Genomic DNA, 15,522 nt, shown 5'->3' on the forward strand with positions numbered 1-15,522 from the left:
ATGAAAAACGCGAGGGTTTCTACTACTCTTTTTTCATCGGTTCAATGGCTATTTTTTATTTTTGCGAATACGATTGTAGTCCCTATATCAATAGGAGCTGCATTTCATTTGCCTTCAGATGTTATTGAAAGTACGATCAGAAGTTCACTGATCTTCACTGGTATTGCATCCGTTTTACAAGGATGGATTGGCCATAAATATCCAGTCATGGAGGGGCATTCTGGTTTATTGTGGGGAGTTATGCTAAATCTAGGATTATCAGCCTCTTCTTTTGGGTTAAGTTATACAGAAATTGGAGGGGGAATGGCAACTGGATTTATTGCAGCAGGTATTGTTACATTACTTTTATCTGCATTTAATTTGATTTCATTTCTTCAAAAAATATTTACTCCAATGGTTATGACAGTTTATTTATTTTTACTTTCATTTCAACTTATATTTGTATTCTTTAAAGGAATGCTTGGAATTACGAGTAAAGGTCAAATCAGTATATCAATCAGTATACTTTCTTTATGCATCGTATTATTTGTTAGTATTTTAAAATTAAAAGGTTCTCGTATAATTAGCAATTTTTCAATATTAATTGGCATTATCGTAGGGTGGTTATTCTACTCGATTTTATTTGGATCAGATGCAAAAGAAGTAGGGGCGGCAAGTGCTCACTTTTCTTTATTCCCATTAGGAGCACCAAATTTAGAAATAGGCATTATTGCGATCTCATTTTTTGCAGGAATTATGAATTTAAGTAATACATTTGCATCAATTAAAGCTGCATCTGATTTGCTAAAAGAAGAAGCGAGTACAAAACAATATCGTTTCTCACTATTATTCACTGGCGGCTTTACAATTATTGCTGCATTATTTGGAATTGTTCCATACACTCCATTTACATCATCACTTGGATTTTTGCAAAGTACACAAATATATGAAAGAAAGCCATTTATATACGGGGGAGCACTGCTAGCAATAATTGGCGTACTTCCACCATTAATTTCATTTTTAGCAACTATGCCTGTCACAGTTGGAAATGCAGTATTATTTGTCGCATATCTTCAATTGTTTGGAACAGCATTTAGTAGTACGAATGGAAAAGTATTTACATCAGATACAATTTTTAGACTGGCAGCCCCAGTTTTAGTAGGGGTAAGCTTAATGAATATTGCCCCTGGAACATTTGGAAATCTTCCAACGATTGTTCAACCATTTTTAACAAATGGACTAATTATGGGTGTAATTCTTTCAATTTTATTAGAGAAATCGATTAACTGGAATCAGTTTGAGAAGGTAAAAGGATAGAAAACGGCTCGAGGAAAATTTCCTCGGGCCTATTTTTATTTAAGGCCTGTCAATTTTACCACCTAAGAGGTCTTAACTTTTCAAGTAATGAAAAAAGAACCTTCTTATATTGAAGATTCTTTAACTTACTCTCTAGCATGATCATGACGATAAAGTCATTTTATTTTCCTTGCTCATCCAGCCACTTGGTTGTGACTTCAATCATTTTATCTTGTTGTTGCTTCGCTGTTATTGTAGCGTTTTTATCTCCTTTTTGCTTACCGTACATCCCAAATTGTGCATGGTTGCCACCTAGCACCTCATACATGGTTGCGTCTTTTGATAATAAATGTTTCGTTTCATTAATTTTTGACAATGTAGATAATCCATCACGTTCTGCGTATAACGATAACATTGGTACATTAAAGTTTGAAAAGTCATTAGAATTACTTGGATACGACCCTAGAAAGATTATACCTCCTATCTTGTTCATATTCTTATAGGCATAAGAAGCAGCCGCGGCTCCGCCAAGGGAATGCCCACCAATATACCATTTCTTTATAGAAGGATAACTTTCCATTACTTCTTCAGCTTTATTCACATCAAAAATAGCAAAATTAAACTTAACACTTGGAATAATAACAGTATAGCCATCTTTTGCTAGTCCTTTTGCAAAATAACTGTAAGCTTCAGGCTCAACCTTAGCTCCAGGATATAAAATGATTCCAGTTTCTTTATTTTCCTGAGGTTTAAAAATATCCCAATGGTGTTTTTGATCAGTATCCACGTTACCGACTAATGAGTACATCTCCTTTGAAGGCTTATACGACTGTTGAGACCAAATATAAAATCCTGTAAATGCGAGTAATAGTAAAATAACTAAACTAATTATGCCGTACTTTAAAATAGTTTTCATTAATGACTCCATTTTTGTTATTTGTTGTTCAATTGGAAAAATTAGAAGGCTGGATGTTTATAAATTAATCATTTTTGCCGCAAATTATCTAGTTTAATAGGGGGATGTTTCAGCACTTTTTATTGATAATATAATATCTTATCCACCAGATTATATACTTGGTCGCACTATCCTAACATTTGTTCTCCAAGCGTCACGATTGTACTTTAACAGAGTCTTAAATATAGAAGTTAACTAATTTTTGAAGTTCTTTTTTTAATTTTGTACTTGTAAGATTAAGCCATCTTTTTGGAACAATTAGATGTTTGCAATTCTTACTATTTAAATAGCTGTATATAATTTGAGCTTCGTCGATTTCATCGCGGCTTACATCTTTAGAAGATTGAACATGATTATTTTTGAAGTAATCAAGTGAATTTGAATACAATTGTTCAATCAGCTGATCAAATGAATCGGCTTCAATATTTACCAATTCACAATGCAATATTTGTGTCCGATGGATTAGGAAGTACTTGAATTTGTTGTTTTCTAATTGTTCAAGTGTAATAATATTATGATTTTGTTCAGTAAATTCGATTAGTTTTTCTTTATTAGTTAAAGACTTAACCATCTCAATCCAATCTCTGTATTTTGCTGCAGCCTCAAAATCAAATTGTTCAGATGCTGTTAACATAAGCTGTTCCATTTCTTCAAGAAGACTCATATCAGTACGATTAAGAAATCGAATAACTTTATCAATTATTAGATTGTACTCTTCAAGCGCTGATCCGCCTAAACAAACTCCATTACATGTCCCTAATGAATAATTTAAACATGCGCTATTTTTTACTGCCAGATGACCACAATTAATTTTAAAGCATTCCTTAATACCAGTAACTGCTCTTTCAACAGTACTTCTACTTGTAAAAGGACCAAATATTAATACGTTTTCGCTTTCAATCGGCTCGTAGCTAATTTCAAATGAAGGAACTTTTTTATTTAAGTTGATGACTAAGTAAATAAATGATTGCGGACTTTTCATCATACGATTATACATTGGTTTAATTTCTTTAATTAGATGACACTCAAGCATAAAAGCATCAAATTCAGTATCAGTCAATAAATAATCAAAATCCTTTAAATGGGTTACCAGTTTTTTCACTTTTGGTGAATGTCCTTTGGAATTTTGAAAATAAGATTGAACTCGTTTTTTTAAGCTTTTTGCTTTTCCGACATAAAGGATTTGCCCTTTTGAATCCTTCATTAAATAAACGCCAGGAGATAACGGCAGATTTTTTACTTTTTCTTGAAGATTAATAGTAGTTCATCCCTTTTCATGTAGTAAGTATAATCTCATTTTAACATGAGAAAGGAATTAAAAGTCGGAACAATTATGTGGAATATCTTTAACAAAACTTAATAAAAAAACAAAATTTAAAGTCTATAATACACGCATAAAAGAACGACTAGACGCGTAAAAATTGACTACAGATGATTTAAAGGAGAAGTGATTTTGATGAAAACGATCTATACGACATCCTCTTTCTCCAATTGGATTCTAGCTTGTGTTGTTAATGTATTCATAATTTGGTTATGTAGTTTATTTGCTGATTTAGTCAACTGGAAGTATGCTGACATGGGATTCTTCCTATACTTTGTCATTCTAGTTTTCTATCTTATTTGTTTAAAACTGAATGAAGGATTCCCAGCACTTTTTCGGAAATTTGTACTCCGCAAAAATTTCGAATTAGTTAATGTATCTGCTTATGAAGTAACGATTATTCTAGTAGCTATTTTTCACGTAGTAAGAGCAATTGTGATTTATAGAGATGCCCTTAGTAATGTATTTTGATCTAATCTCATTGACCTTCATAAAAAACGAGGGAATCCTAGTAGTCTAACTACTTAGGAGAACCCTCTTTTTTTATTTTAATAGCAAAAAGGATTGAGCTGCAAATAAGTCTTAGAGTACAGGAATTCATCAATAAACGTACTTCCTCACAATAAAGTTTTAGATCAGGATCATAATTACTGTATAATCTTTATAGGTGATGAAAATGTTTCTAAAAAAAATTACACTTTTGCGCGATGATATCAATTCCTTTATCCAATATCCGTTTTCAATTCCTTCGATTAAATCTTTTGATGATTTGGACCTAAGAAGTAATGTAACCTTTTTTGTAGGTGAAAATGGTTCTGGAAAGTCTACTTTATTGGAGGCAATTGCTGATAAATGTGATTTTAATACAGCAGGTGGAGGACGTAATAATAATTATGAAGTTTTTGCATCGGAGTCACAACTTGGAAATTACATAAGACTTTCTTGGTTGCCGAAAATTTCGAATGGATTTTTCTTACGAGCGGAATCATTTTACAATTTTGCTACTTATTTAGATGAATTAGAAGATCCAAAAAATGAAAAATATAACAGCTATGGCGGACAGTCTCTCCATCATCAATCACACGGGGAATCATTTTTGACCCTGTTTTTAAATCGATTTAATGAAACGGCAATCTACTTGTTAGATGAGCCTGAGGCAGCATTGTCGCCAGCTAGGCAATTATCATTTTTAAAAATAATACATGATTTAGTAGAAAACGAAAATTCGCAGTTCATTATTGCTACGCATTCTCCAATTCTTCTTGGTTATCCAAATGCAGATATTTTAAGCTTTGATCATGGAGAAATTTCTAGAATTGATTATGAAAATACAGATCACTATCAAATTACTAAATATTTCTTACAAAACAGGGAAAAGTTTTTAAGTGATTTATTACGAGATGATGAGTGAAGCTAAAAAAACTCAGTTCACCTATGTGAAACTGAGTTTTTTGTTATTCTTGCTCTATTAATTCATCTTGTAATATAAATTGCCCAGTTTCATCACTGTAAAGTTCAACAACTTTAAAAACAGCATCTAAGTTTAATGGACCATATAGATGAGGGAAAAGTTTACCGAAGTTTTCGGTATCTTCATAAACGATTTTTGATTTTGTTTTTTCTTCATCGATGCATAGAATTTTTAAATCAGTTACTCCTTTGAAGAATAAGTTTGCGATTTCTACAGTTTGTTCTAGCGTAGAGCAGTGGATAAACCCATCGGTATTTAAACTAGCTGGTAAATATTCACCTATTTTAATTGCGTTTTGCCAATCTTTATTTTCGATAATATGTAAAATCATTTTGGTTCTCCTTTATTCATTTCTCAAAATAGTCTTTAATTTTTTGTTTCATGTCTTCTTTGTTTTCCGCAAATTGTTTATGTCGATGCCCGTTTCCACCAGAAGTATGTGGGAATCCGTATAAAATTGAGTCCGAGTTTAAATAATCATTCGTTGTTAGATAGGTTAAAACTTTTGAAACATTAACTCCTAATGGGATAATGAGAGGATGTTCTAGTCTTATGATTTCTTCCGCAAACGTATTAACAATATACTTTTTAAGTAGGTCGGTTCTTAAAATATTCGGAGTTGAACCATTATAGTTTTTTCCTTTATAAAAAGCAGGATATTTAATAACGGATGTTGTTTGGACTAAATGACTTGCTGTACTAAAAAGTTCGCTAGTTGAATTTAATCCAAGATAATAATGTAATTCTAATTCATCTAACATAGCAATTAAATTTTTTCGCATCGGTCCTTCAAAGCTAGAATTCTTTTTAACTTCATGTAAAATTTCTTCGTCATCCATCTCCGTATCCTTAAACCTGATCACAGTAGAATAAGATTGTTTCATTTGATGTAAGCCGGGTGTAATCCCTACTATGATGACTTTAGCTCGTTCATTAATGTACTCAAAAGGAGCGTAATAAATTTCTAAATTTTTCTTTTCATCTTTATCTACTAGAAATTTTTCACTTTTTAATATATTAGTTTCAAGTGAAGGAGATAAAGAAGATATTAACGTTTTATATTCGTTAAATTTTGCATTTGCTAACATAGCCATATTTTGCCTCCATCACATCTATTTATAGTTCATTGTATCGAAAGTTCTCCGTGAAATCCAACTATCTCCCAACTAGCCTTTCAAGTATAAAATAGGTGATTTATGATAAAACTGATTAGCTGAAAGTAAGTTGGAAATTTATGAAAGGCTGGAAGATTAAGTGGATTATCCTAGTGAACAAAAAAAGCGTTTAAGAAAATTTAATTTACGTTCTTCCGTTATTCATACTGAAGGAAATTTAAGAGAAAATCTTAACATTATTCAAAGAATCTTTCCTACCTCTGATTTAGTAACGAAAGACTTGATAATTCGAAATAAACAGGCTACGCTTTGCTATTTGTCTAGTATTGTCAATGAACAAAGAATATCCCAATTTATTAATACAATAAGTTCAAATACAGAAGAAATTGAATTATTCATAACGAATAATACTGTTCGGACTAATCAAATCTTAGATATTGAAACAGCAATATTGGATGGTAAAAGTATTTTACTAGTAGAAGGTGATCCAGTCGCATTTGTTTATTCGACTGAAAAATTACCACAAAGAGCGTATACGCCTCCAAGTATTGATAATTCTTTAAGAGGTTCAAAAATATCCTTTGTTGAAACTGATCAAGCAAATATTGCGTTACTTCGTAGATTTATTAAAAGCAGAGATTTTCAAATTAAGCGGGTTGAAATCGGAAGTGAAAATAAAAGTATTGTATCAATTGCGTATATCGATGGATTAGTAGATGAAGATTTACTATCTGGCATAGAACAAAATATCTCAAAGATAAAACTTGATTCTGTTTTAAATGCAAACCATTTAGGGCAATTGATGGAAAGGAACCCATTTTCGCCTTTTCCGCAATATTTTACGACTGAAAGACCCGATGTTGCAGCTACGACATTACTTGAGGGGAAAGTAGTTTTAATCGTAGACCGATCCTCTGAAGTTATTATTTTACCGATTAATTTTGCAATATTTTTTAAAACGATTGATGATTATGCTGCAAGAGCGATGGTGGCGTCATTTAATCGTTTACTTAGAGTAGTTGCATTTTTTTTAACAATTTTTTTGCCAGGAATCTATATTGCAATTATTTCATTCAATTATGAAATCGTTCCTTTAAAATTACTTCTATCCATCGGGGAATCTAGGGCAAAGGTTCCATTTGATCCTTTATTTGAAGCCATTGTTATGGAGATAACTTTAGAAATGTTAAGAGAAGCAGCTATTAGGCTACCAGCACCTATTAGTACAACAGTTGGCATTGTAGGCGGGATTGTAATCGGGCAAGCAGCTGTTCAAGCAGGAATCGTTAGTAATATTATGGTAATCGTTGTAGCTCTAACTGCTATTTCATCATTCATTATTCCAAACTATGAAATGGCATCTAGTTTACGAGTCATTCGATTTCCAATTATGATTATGGCTTCATTATTTGGTTTAATTGGTTTGATTGTAAGTACTATGGTTCTCATGATCCATGGATTGAGTTTATCTAGCTATAACAAACCTTATACATTACCATTTTCCCCAATCAATCTTGATGCATTTAAAGATACATTCATAAGGGTACCTTTAAACTATCTTTGGAAAAAACAAAATAAACGTAATGAAGAATGAATGTTAGAAGGGATTCTTTCATGGTTATTACGAAGTCAAAAATTACACAGTTTCAATTTATTTTAATGATTTTTGGTATTCAAGTAGGGATTGGAATGTTGTCACTTCCTAGAGAACTAGCTCTAAAAGGAGGTACAAGTAGCTGGATCGCAATTCTTTTTGGGGGGATCATTTCTACTTTTATTAGCATTTTATTTGTTAAATTAAGAGAGAAGGCTCCTAATTTAAATTACGTAAGTTTTTTTACTTTTTATCTAGGAAAAATAATCGGATCAATTGTAGTCCTTTTACAAGCGATCTATTTCCTTTATGCTGGGTATCTCGTATTATGTAGAGCCATCTTATATATTCAATCCTACATTCTTCAAGAAACAAAAGGGTATATTTTATTAGTGTTATTTCTTTTTCCAACTTATCAGCTGATAATAGGTGGAATTCATTTAATTGGAAAATATATAGAAGCAATTTTTCCAATTGCTTTTTTTACTTTATTCATGCTACTTTTCACGCTTAAAGATGCTGATCTAAATTTTATTTTACCAATTATAAAGAATGGCTGGATGCCGATTTTTAAGACAATTCCATTAACGACAACTTCATTTCTAGGAATTGAGTTAATCCTAGTTTTTTATCCCTATTTAAAGTCGAAAGAAAAAGCAATTAAAGGTGTTATTATTGGAAATGCATTAACAACATTTACATATATTTTTGTAACAATTATTTGCTTTGTTATTTATAGTCCTTATGAAATCAAAATGACGTTTGAGCCCGTAATCGATATTTTAAGTATAATGGAATTCCAATATGTTGAGCGATTAGATTTCATTTTATTCTCATTATTTTTAATGATTATATCGAAAACATGGGTTACGTATATTTGGGCCGGGATGAATGGGTTTTCAGAGTTATTTAAATTTAAACTAAAACCTTTTATCATTATTTTTCTTTTTATCGTAATTTTCATACTTACGTTTATTCAAGTACCGACGTTTACAAATACGACTATTCATTTACATTATATAATGGTTTCTGGAACATGCATAATAATCGGTATTCCAATCCTCTTATTGGTGGGCGGTTTAATAAAAAATAGGTTAAGTAAGGTGAAAATCAATTGAAATATTTTCAAGTATGTTTGCTTAGTATTTTTTTAGTAATCGGCGTTTCAGGTTGCAGAGGGAAAATTAATATAGAAGATGTCACATTATCGATGATTTTAGGAATCGATGTAAATGATGAAAATAAAGTAGAAATATATATGGCAAGCCCAGTCTTTAGTGAAGAAACAAAAGAGAAAACTGAACATTTTAGTGTACAAACTCTTTCTATTAAAGAATCAAGAAATTATTTTGATACCCGAGCTAATGGTGTTACTGGTGGTGGTAAAATTCAAGCAATCTTAATTGGATCGAAGGTTCTTGAACATAAAAATTGGTTTTCAATAATGGATATGTTTTATCGAGATCCAAAGTTTCGATTAAATGCCGATCTTATTTTTGTAGATGGTCCACTTTCCGATGTTTTTAATTTAAAACCAAAGGATAAACCAGAGTTGCCAATCTATATTCCTCAATTAATACAAACTGCTGATTTTCGAAATGTTGCTTTCAGAACGTCTTTACGAATGTTTCATCAAATGTATTATGAGAAGGGAATAACACCTTTTGCACCTGAACTTACAGTACAAGGTGACCATTTAGTAGTCAATGGAACGACAATATTAACCAAAAATAATTTGTATAATCGAACCCTATCAATGAATGAAACACAAATGCTAAAAATTTTAAAAGATCATTTAGTAGGGCAATTAGTTGTTGCATTGGATCTTAAAAAATTTAAAAGAGATCAAGATGATGTTTTTACTGAAGAAGAAACTAGTTTTTATATTAAAGATGTAAAGCGGAAAATCGATAAAAAATATTCAAATGGTCGCTATACCTTTAATGTAAACTTGACAATGCCGATTATGATTACAGAATCCCCAATAGGATTGACAAATGCAACAGAAAAAGAATTGAAAAATGCAATACAAAAAAAATTACAAAAAGATTTAAATGATTTAGTCCAATCTTTTCAAAAAGATAAAGTTGATCCAGTCGGATTTGGCATTCTTGCTCATTCATTTCAATATTCTGATTGGGAGAAAAATGAGAATCATTGGCTTGATACATTCCAAAAATCGAATATAAAGGTAAAAGTAAAAGTTATTGTTATCGATAAAGGAATAACGATGTAAATGTAGAAAACCCACCAAAAAAATTGGTGGGTTTAAGCTTATGCAGCTGCATTTTCAATAGCTGTTGCTTTTCTTTGTTTACGGTCATGCAATAAATAGTAAATGATACTCGTCGATAATACAGCAATTGCCGTTATTACGTACATAATATGGAAGGAACTTTTTGCAGATATAATTCCAAGAACGTAAGAGCCAATCCCCATACCGGTGTCAAAAAACATAAAAAATGTCGCTGTTGCCATTCCCTTTTTAGCAGGGGCAGCCGTGTTAATCGCTAACGTTTGGAAACTAGGTACGATTGAACCATAGCCTAGACCGATTAATGCAGCGGAAAATAAAAAGATTGTTTGTACTGTTGAAAAACTCAATACAACTAGACCAATCGTAAATAAAATGATCCCAGGGTAAACGATTATATTTGCTCCTTTACGATCAAATAGTTTACCAGTGAAAGGTCTTGAACCTAAAATGAAAACTGCATATACAATAAAAAAGAAACTCGCAACATCTACAAAACCTAATTTCTTTGCGTATAATGTGATAAATGAAATGATACCACTGTAACCAAAAGAGATAATTGCTGAAGTAATTGAGATTGGTAATGCTGAATGCTCAATTAATTGTGATGGTTTTATTCGAGTTTTTGCTTTCAATGTTTGTTTAGGAATCGCAATGAATAGACCGAATATAAGTGAAATAATTGCGAAGAATCCACAAACAAAAAACAAAATGTGGAAGGTGAAATGATTCATTAAATTTATACCAAGATAAGGACCAAATACCATTGCAAGGATCATGGATGAACTATAATAACTCATACCTTCGCCCCTACGTGATACAGGAACTATTTCAGCAACTATTGTACCCGTTGCGGTTGTTCCTAGGCCAAAAGCAATCCCTTGTGCAAAACGCAATAATAGTAATAATGCAAAATTATTTATAAAAGGATATAAAAATGTTGTTAATGTAAAGAAAACTAATGAAATGATTAATATTTTTCTGCGACCAATTGTATCAAGCCAGATACCTGCAAATGGACGAATTGCAACTGAGGCGATAAGAAAGCATGTTACTACAAGACCAACTTTACTATCTTCTTGGCCTAAATTATCAATCACAAAAATCGGCAATGTCGCCATCAACGTATAAAATACTAAAAACACAAAAAATCCACTTAAGCTTACACTTAGAAAATCCTTTGTCCATAAACGCTCGTTTTTCAAACTTATTCCCCCTGTTTAGTAACCTCCGACGCTTTCATATTGTTCATCATTTTTTGAAAAACTTGAAGTGCAATATCAAGCTCTTCATCGGGTATATCTTTAATAACATCATTCTCAAATGAGATGATTTGTTCTTTCCAACTATCAAATTGATTTATAGATTTATCAGTTAGATGAATCATTTTTTCTCTTTTATCCGTTCCTTCTTTGCGAACGATTAAGTCTAAAGTTTCCATTCTACGTAGTGTACGTGTCAATGTAGGTGGCTCAATATTCAAATTCGAACAAATTGTTCGTTGAGTACATGGTCCATGTAAATGGATATAATGAATCACGGACCATTGTGCTAAATACAATCCAGTAGGAACGAGATGCTCATTAAATGATTTCGAAAACTGACGTGTAGTTTGATTTAATAAAAAAAAGAAAGGCTGCTTTTTGCGCATAAAAAAGTCTCCTTGAGAAAATTAGTTAGCTAGCTAATTAAAATAGTTGTCTAGCTAATTATATTTGAACAAATTGTGAATGTCCAGTGAATGAACTTAATTAGTATAAATTGAGCATAAGAGCAAATATTAAATGTAGAAAAATTTTACAAAACAGTTAGGACGGTATTTGAGATGGCAGGAGCAATACATGCAACAAACGGTAAATCTCACAAAATGAAGATTGTACAAAGAGCAATCGCAATGCTAGTAGGTGCTTTACTTGTAGCAACTGGTCTTGAAATTTTTTTAGTTCCAAATGATGTTATTGATGGTGGAATAACAGGCATTTCAATTATGTTTTCCCATCTTACAGGACTTCCACTTGGGGTATTTCTATTTGTACTAAACCTACCTTTTTTTTATTTGGGTTATAAGCAAATTGGGAAAACATTTGCAATTTCCACCATTCTTGGTATCACTGTTCTTTCTTATTTAACAAGCAGATTTCACCATATCTCTGCTTTTACGGAAGATATTCTACTTGCAACAATTTTTGGAGGAATGGTCGTAGGTGTAGGAGTAGGATTAGCCATACGATTTGGTGGCGCACTGGACGGAATTGAGATTCTAGCGATTATTATTAATAGTAAGATTCCTTTTTCCGTTGGTGAAATCATTATGGTCTTCAACTTATTTATTTTAGGAGCTGCTGGATTTATCTTCTCTTGGGATCGCGCAATGTACTCAATTATTGCATATTTAGTCGCATTTAAAACAATTGATATCGTAGTTGAAGGATTGGAACAATCAAAATCAGCATGGATCATTAGTGATAAAAATGATGATATTGGAGAAGCGATTCTTTTTAGAATGGGCCGTGGTGTTACATATATAAATGGTACTGGAGCATACTCAGGTGAAACTACAAAGGTTATCTATTGTGTTATCACTCGATTAGAGGAAGCAGAATTAAAAACAATTGTTGATGACATTGACCCATCTGCCTTTTTAGCTATTTCAGATATTGCAGAAGTACGTGGTGGAAGATTTAAAAAGAAAAATGTACATTAGGTTTATGGTCAACAAAAGCATAGAAATAAGGAGGAAGGTTCACGATTGATGAACCTTCTTTCCTTTTATTATCTTACTATTTGCTGTATTATTTAATTGATAACTGAAAATTTAGAAAACTGTTCTTGTACCGAAAAATTCATCATTTTATAGATTAGAAGGCTTAAAAGGAGGGGGAGTTGGATGGAGAAGTTCGATGTGATTGTTGTTGGCGCAGGATTGGCTGGTTTAGTTGCAACTGCTGAGATGGCTGATGCTGGGAAAAGTGTATTGTTATTAGACCAGGAACCGAAAACATCAATAGGTGGTCAGGCTTGGTGGTCATTTGGTGGGTTATTTTTAGTAGATTCTCCTGAACAACGTAGATTAGGAATTAAGGATTCGAAGGAATTAGCTTGGCAGGATTGGCTTGGAACAGCGGGATTTGATCGAGAAGATGATGAGGATTATTGGGGAAAGAAATGGGCAGAGGCATATGTCGAATTTGCATCAGGTGAGAAAAGGCAATGGCTCTATGACCTGGGTGTGAGATTTTTTCCAATCGTCGGTTGGGCTGAACGTGGTGGATATCTTGCAGAGGGACATGGGAATTCCGTGCCACGATTTCACATAGTATGGGGCACAGGGCCAGGAATTGTTGCTCCTTTCGAACGAAGAGTTCGCGAGCATATGAAAAAAGGTTTAGTAGAATTTAGGTCCCGTCATCGTGTAGATCAACTATTAACACAAGATGGAGCAGTAGTCGGGGTAAGTGGTTCTTTATTAGAACCAAGTAAATCAGAGCGAGGAGAAGATAGCTCTCGTGAAATAATTGGTGACTTTCAATATGGGGCAAAAGCCGTTTTAGTATCAAGTGGCGGTATTGGAGCGAACTTTGAATTAATACGCCAAAATTGGCCAAGTCGACTAGGTACCCCGCCGAAAAGGATGATATCTGGTGTACCAGCACATGTTGATGGTCGAATGCTTGCTATTACTGAGAATGCAGGTGGTCGAATTGTTAATCGTGATCGAATGTGGCACTATACTGAAGGCATAAAAAACTGGAATCCAGTATGGAGCAATCATGGAATCCGTATTCTTCCTGGACCATCATCAATTTGGTTAGATGCACGTGGACAACGATTTCCTGCACCTAATTTTCCTGGTTTTGATACTTTAGGTACATTAGAAACTATTCAACAAACTGGTTATGATTACTCCTGGTTTATTTTAACGAAAAAAATCATTCAAAAAGAGTTTGCACTTTCAGGTTCGGAACAAAATCCTGATTTAACAGGAAAGAGCATAAAACAAGTGATGAAAAGGGCAACTTCAGGGATACCAGCACCTGTAAAAGCTTTTATGGAAAAAGGAGAGGACTTTGTCGTTGCAGACACATTAGAAGAGCTTGTCGAAGGCATGAATAAAATAACCGGGGAAAATTTACTAAACTATGATGAAATCGAACGTCAACTAATCGCACGTGATCGTGAAATGGATAATAAATTTACGAAAGATTTACAAATCACTGCCTTAAGAGGAGCGCGAAATTATATTGGTGATAAATTAATTCGTGTTGCATCTCCTCATAAAATTTTAGACCCTAAAAACGGTCCATTAATTGCTGTCCGTTTAAATATTGTGAGTCGTAAAACACTAGGTGGGCTTCAAACAAATTTAGATGGTAATGTATTAAATTCTTCAGGAGATACAATTCCTGGATTGTATGCAGCAGGTGAAGTTGCTGGATTTGGCGGTGGTGGTGTACATGGTTACCGCGCGATGGAAGGAACATTTTTAGGTGGTTGTTTATTTTCAGGTAGACAAGCAGGAAGAGCGATTGGTAGAGATTTAGAATGAAATATTGGAGAACTCAGTGCCATATACTAGAGGTGTTTTAATTGATAAAAGAGGAGAAAATAATTAAATTTGTTTCACAAGGAAAGAAGCAATCCGAGGAAATACTAGAAATATTTGAAGAAGCACCAAACAATGAAGATATGGTTATGTTAAGAATAGGATTAAACGGCCAAGACTTTTGTTATATTAACGAAAACTTTTTTGATGCATTATTAATGCTGAGACAAGATTTAGAAGAAATGAACATTCAAATTCATTGCAATGGAGCTGCATTAGATGTTTATCCATCTCCAATGTCATTATCTATGGGGAATGGACGTTTAGCTTATAAATTACAGTCCGGTAAACAAGCCAAATCAGAGGATCTAGTCGATCTATTTGATTGTGACTTTAATTTGAATTTTGTTAGCATTGATGAACAACAAAGATTCTATAAAGAATGGCTTAATAGTTTAGGATGAAAATGTAAAGTCGTATTCATCCACACATGAGTATATTAAACAAATTTGATCGACAAACTAGTCGATCTTATTTTTTCTTTTGTTGACTTAAACCATAGTTTAAGTCGTATGATATTCTTGTCGACAATGAAAGCTATATTTTTGGGGGTCCCAATGAAATATTGTTCAATTAGTGAAGCTGCAGCAAAGTTCAATATTACTGAATCAACCTTACGTTATTATGAAAAAAAAGGGCTATTACCACTGATTGAGCGTGATCAAGCAGGTAGAAGGCTATTTTCAGAAAATCAAATGTCACTCCTTGAAACCGTTATTTGTTTAAAAAATACGCATATGTCCATTAGTAGTATTAAGCAATATATTGATTGGGTCGTAGAAGGAGATAAAACGGTTGATCTCAGACTTGAAATGATGAGGAATCATAAGCAAGCAGTTCTTGAAGAAATTTCGTTAATGACCAAATCGTTAGAGGGGATTGATTTGAAAATTAATCGTTATACAAATCAATCGGATTTTTGAAAAAAGTATAA

The 15,522-nt window shown here is 32.8% G+C and carries 16 protein-coding genes; 10 read left to right on the forward strand and 6 right to left on the reverse strand.

What is annotated here, in order from left to right; genetic code table 11:
- The gene (locus AN960_RS14630) at positions 1 to 1,296 is read left to right on the forward strand and encodes a uracil/xanthine transporter (protein ID WP_056472900.1); all 1,296 of its coding nucleotides are present in this window, start codon (positions 1 to 3) and stop codon (positions 1,294 to 1,296) included.
- A gap of 160 nt (positions 1,297 to 1,456) precedes the next feature.
- Here the strand turns inward: AN960_RS14630 and AN960_RS14635 are convergent, their stop codons facing one another.
- Both AN960_RS14635 and AN960_RS14640 read right to left on the reverse strand, forming a co-directional pair.
- Positions 1,457 to 2,191 (reverse strand): alpha/beta hydrolase, encoded by a 735-nt coding sequence (locus AN960_RS14635; protein WP_056472902.1) that lies wholly within the window; start codon positions 2,189 to 2,191, stop codon positions 1,457 to 1,459.
- Between the two features lie 217 nt (positions 2,192 to 2,408).
- Positions 2,409 to 3,488, reverse strand: a complete 1,080-nt coding sequence (locus AN960_RS14640; protein ID WP_056472905.1) for a GIY-YIG nuclease family protein — start codon at positions 3,486 to 3,488, stop codon at positions 2,409 to 2,411.
- A 195-nt stretch (positions 3,489 to 3,683) separates the two neighbouring features.
- On the opposite strand from AN960_RS14640, the gene AN960_RS14645 reads away from it, so the two are divergent.
- Together AN960_RS14645 and AN960_RS14650 are read left to right on the forward strand one after the other, a co-directional pair.
- Positions 3,684 to 4,022: a hypothetical protein gene (locus AN960_RS14645; protein ID WP_156339690.1), complete on the forward strand. Its 339-nt coding sequence runs from the start codon at positions 3,684 to 3,686 to the stop codon at positions 4,020 to 4,022.
- Between the two features lie 205 nt (positions 4,023 to 4,227).
- Entirely contained in the window at positions 4,228 to 4,962 is a 735-nt protein-coding gene (locus tag AN960_RS14650; protein WP_056472911.1) for an AAA family ATPase, read from the forward strand.
- A gap of 43 nt (positions 4,963 to 5,005) precedes the next feature.
- On the opposite strand, the gene AN960_RS14655 is transcribed toward AN960_RS14650, so the two are convergent.
- Positions 5,006 to 5,353 (reverse strand): DUF952 domain-containing protein, encoded by a 348-nt coding sequence (locus tag AN960_RS14655; RefSeq protein ID WP_056472914.1) that lies wholly within the window; start codon positions 5,351 to 5,353, stop codon positions 5,006 to 5,008.
- Between the two features lie 16 nt (positions 5,354 to 5,369).
- Positions 5,370 to 6,116: a hypothetical protein gene (locus AN960_RS14660; RefSeq protein WP_056472916.1), complete on the reverse strand. Its 747-nt coding sequence runs from the start codon at positions 6,114 to 6,116 to the stop codon at positions 5,370 to 5,372.
- Between the two features lie 160 nt (positions 6,117 to 6,276).
- Between AN960_RS14660 and AN960_RS14665 the strand changes: the two genes are divergently transcribed.
- From AN960_RS14665 to AN960_RS14675, 3 genes are read left to right on the forward strand one after another with little or no spacing between them, the layout of a single operon-like run.
- Positions 6,277 to 7,731 (forward strand): spore germination protein, encoded by a 1,455-nt coding sequence (locus AN960_RS14665; RefSeq protein WP_056472921.1) that lies wholly within the window; start codon positions 6,277 to 6,279, stop codon positions 7,729 to 7,731.
- Positions 7,732 to 7,751: 20 nt separating this feature from the next.
- Positions 7,752 to 8,849 carry a GerAB/ArcD/ProY family transporter gene (locus AN960_RS14670; RefSeq protein WP_056472923.1) on the forward strand — a complete coding sequence of 366 codons (1,098 nt, stop codon included), beginning with the start codon at positions 7,752 to 7,754 and terminating at the stop codon, positions 8,847 to 8,849.
- Complete coding sequence (locus tag AN960_RS14675; protein ID WP_056472926.1) at positions 8,846 to 9,967, forward strand: Ger(x)C family spore germination protein; 1,122 nt, start codon at positions 8,846 to 8,848, stop codon at positions 9,965 to 9,967. Before AN960_RS14670 ends, AN960_RS14675 begins: the two co-directional genes overlap by 4 nt.
- Positions 9,968 to 10,005: 38 nt before the next feature.
- Here the strand turns inward: AN960_RS14675 and AN960_RS14680 are convergent, their stop codons facing one another.
- Together AN960_RS14680 and AN960_RS14685 are read right to left on the reverse strand one after the other, a co-directional pair.
- Positions 10,006 to 11,190, reverse strand: a complete 1,185-nt coding sequence (locus AN960_RS14680) for an MFS transporter (RefSeq protein WP_056472929.1) — start codon at positions 11,188 to 11,190, stop codon at positions 10,006 to 10,008.
- A 2-nt stretch (positions 11,191 to 11,192) separates the two neighbouring features.
- On the reverse strand, positions 11,193 to 11,636 hold the full coding sequence (locus AN960_RS14685) for a MarR family winged helix-turn-helix transcriptional regulator (protein ID WP_056472930.1): 444 nt from the start codon (positions 11,634 to 11,636) through the stop codon (positions 11,193 to 11,195).
- A gap of 174 nt (positions 11,637 to 11,810) precedes the next feature.
- Between AN960_RS14685 and AN960_RS14690 the strand changes: the two genes are divergently transcribed.
- The 4 genes from AN960_RS14690 (at position 11,811) to AN960_RS14705 (ending at position 15,511) form a co-directional block, all read left to right on the forward strand.
- Positions 11,811 to 12,689 carry a YitT family protein gene (locus tag AN960_RS14690; protein WP_056472933.1) on the forward strand — a complete coding sequence of 293 codons (879 nt, stop codon included), beginning with the start codon at positions 11,811 to 11,813 and terminating at the stop codon, positions 12,687 to 12,689.
- A gap of 183 nt (positions 12,690 to 12,872) precedes the next feature.
- Entirely contained in the window at positions 12,873 to 14,531 is a 1,659-nt protein-coding gene (locus AN960_RS14695; RefSeq protein ID WP_056472936.1) for an FAD-binding dehydrogenase, read from the forward strand.
- Between the two features lie 41 nt (positions 14,532 to 14,572).
- On the forward strand, positions 14,573 to 14,992 hold the full coding sequence (locus tag AN960_RS24915; protein WP_216600080.1) for a hypothetical protein: 420 nt from the start codon (positions 14,573 to 14,575) through the stop codon (positions 14,990 to 14,992).
- A gap of 153 nt (positions 14,993 to 15,145) precedes the next feature.
- On the forward strand, positions 15,146 to 15,511 hold the full coding sequence (locus AN960_RS14705; RefSeq protein WP_082459519.1) for a MerR family transcriptional regulator: 366 nt from the start codon (positions 15,146 to 15,148) through the stop codon (positions 15,509 to 15,511).
- Positions 15,512 to 15,522: the final 11 nt, after the last annotated feature.

The sequence above is a fragment of the Bacillus sp. FJAT-25509 genome (assembly GCF_001420605.1).
GTDB lineage: Bacteria > Bacillota > Bacilli > Bacillales > Bacillaceae_G > Gottfriedia.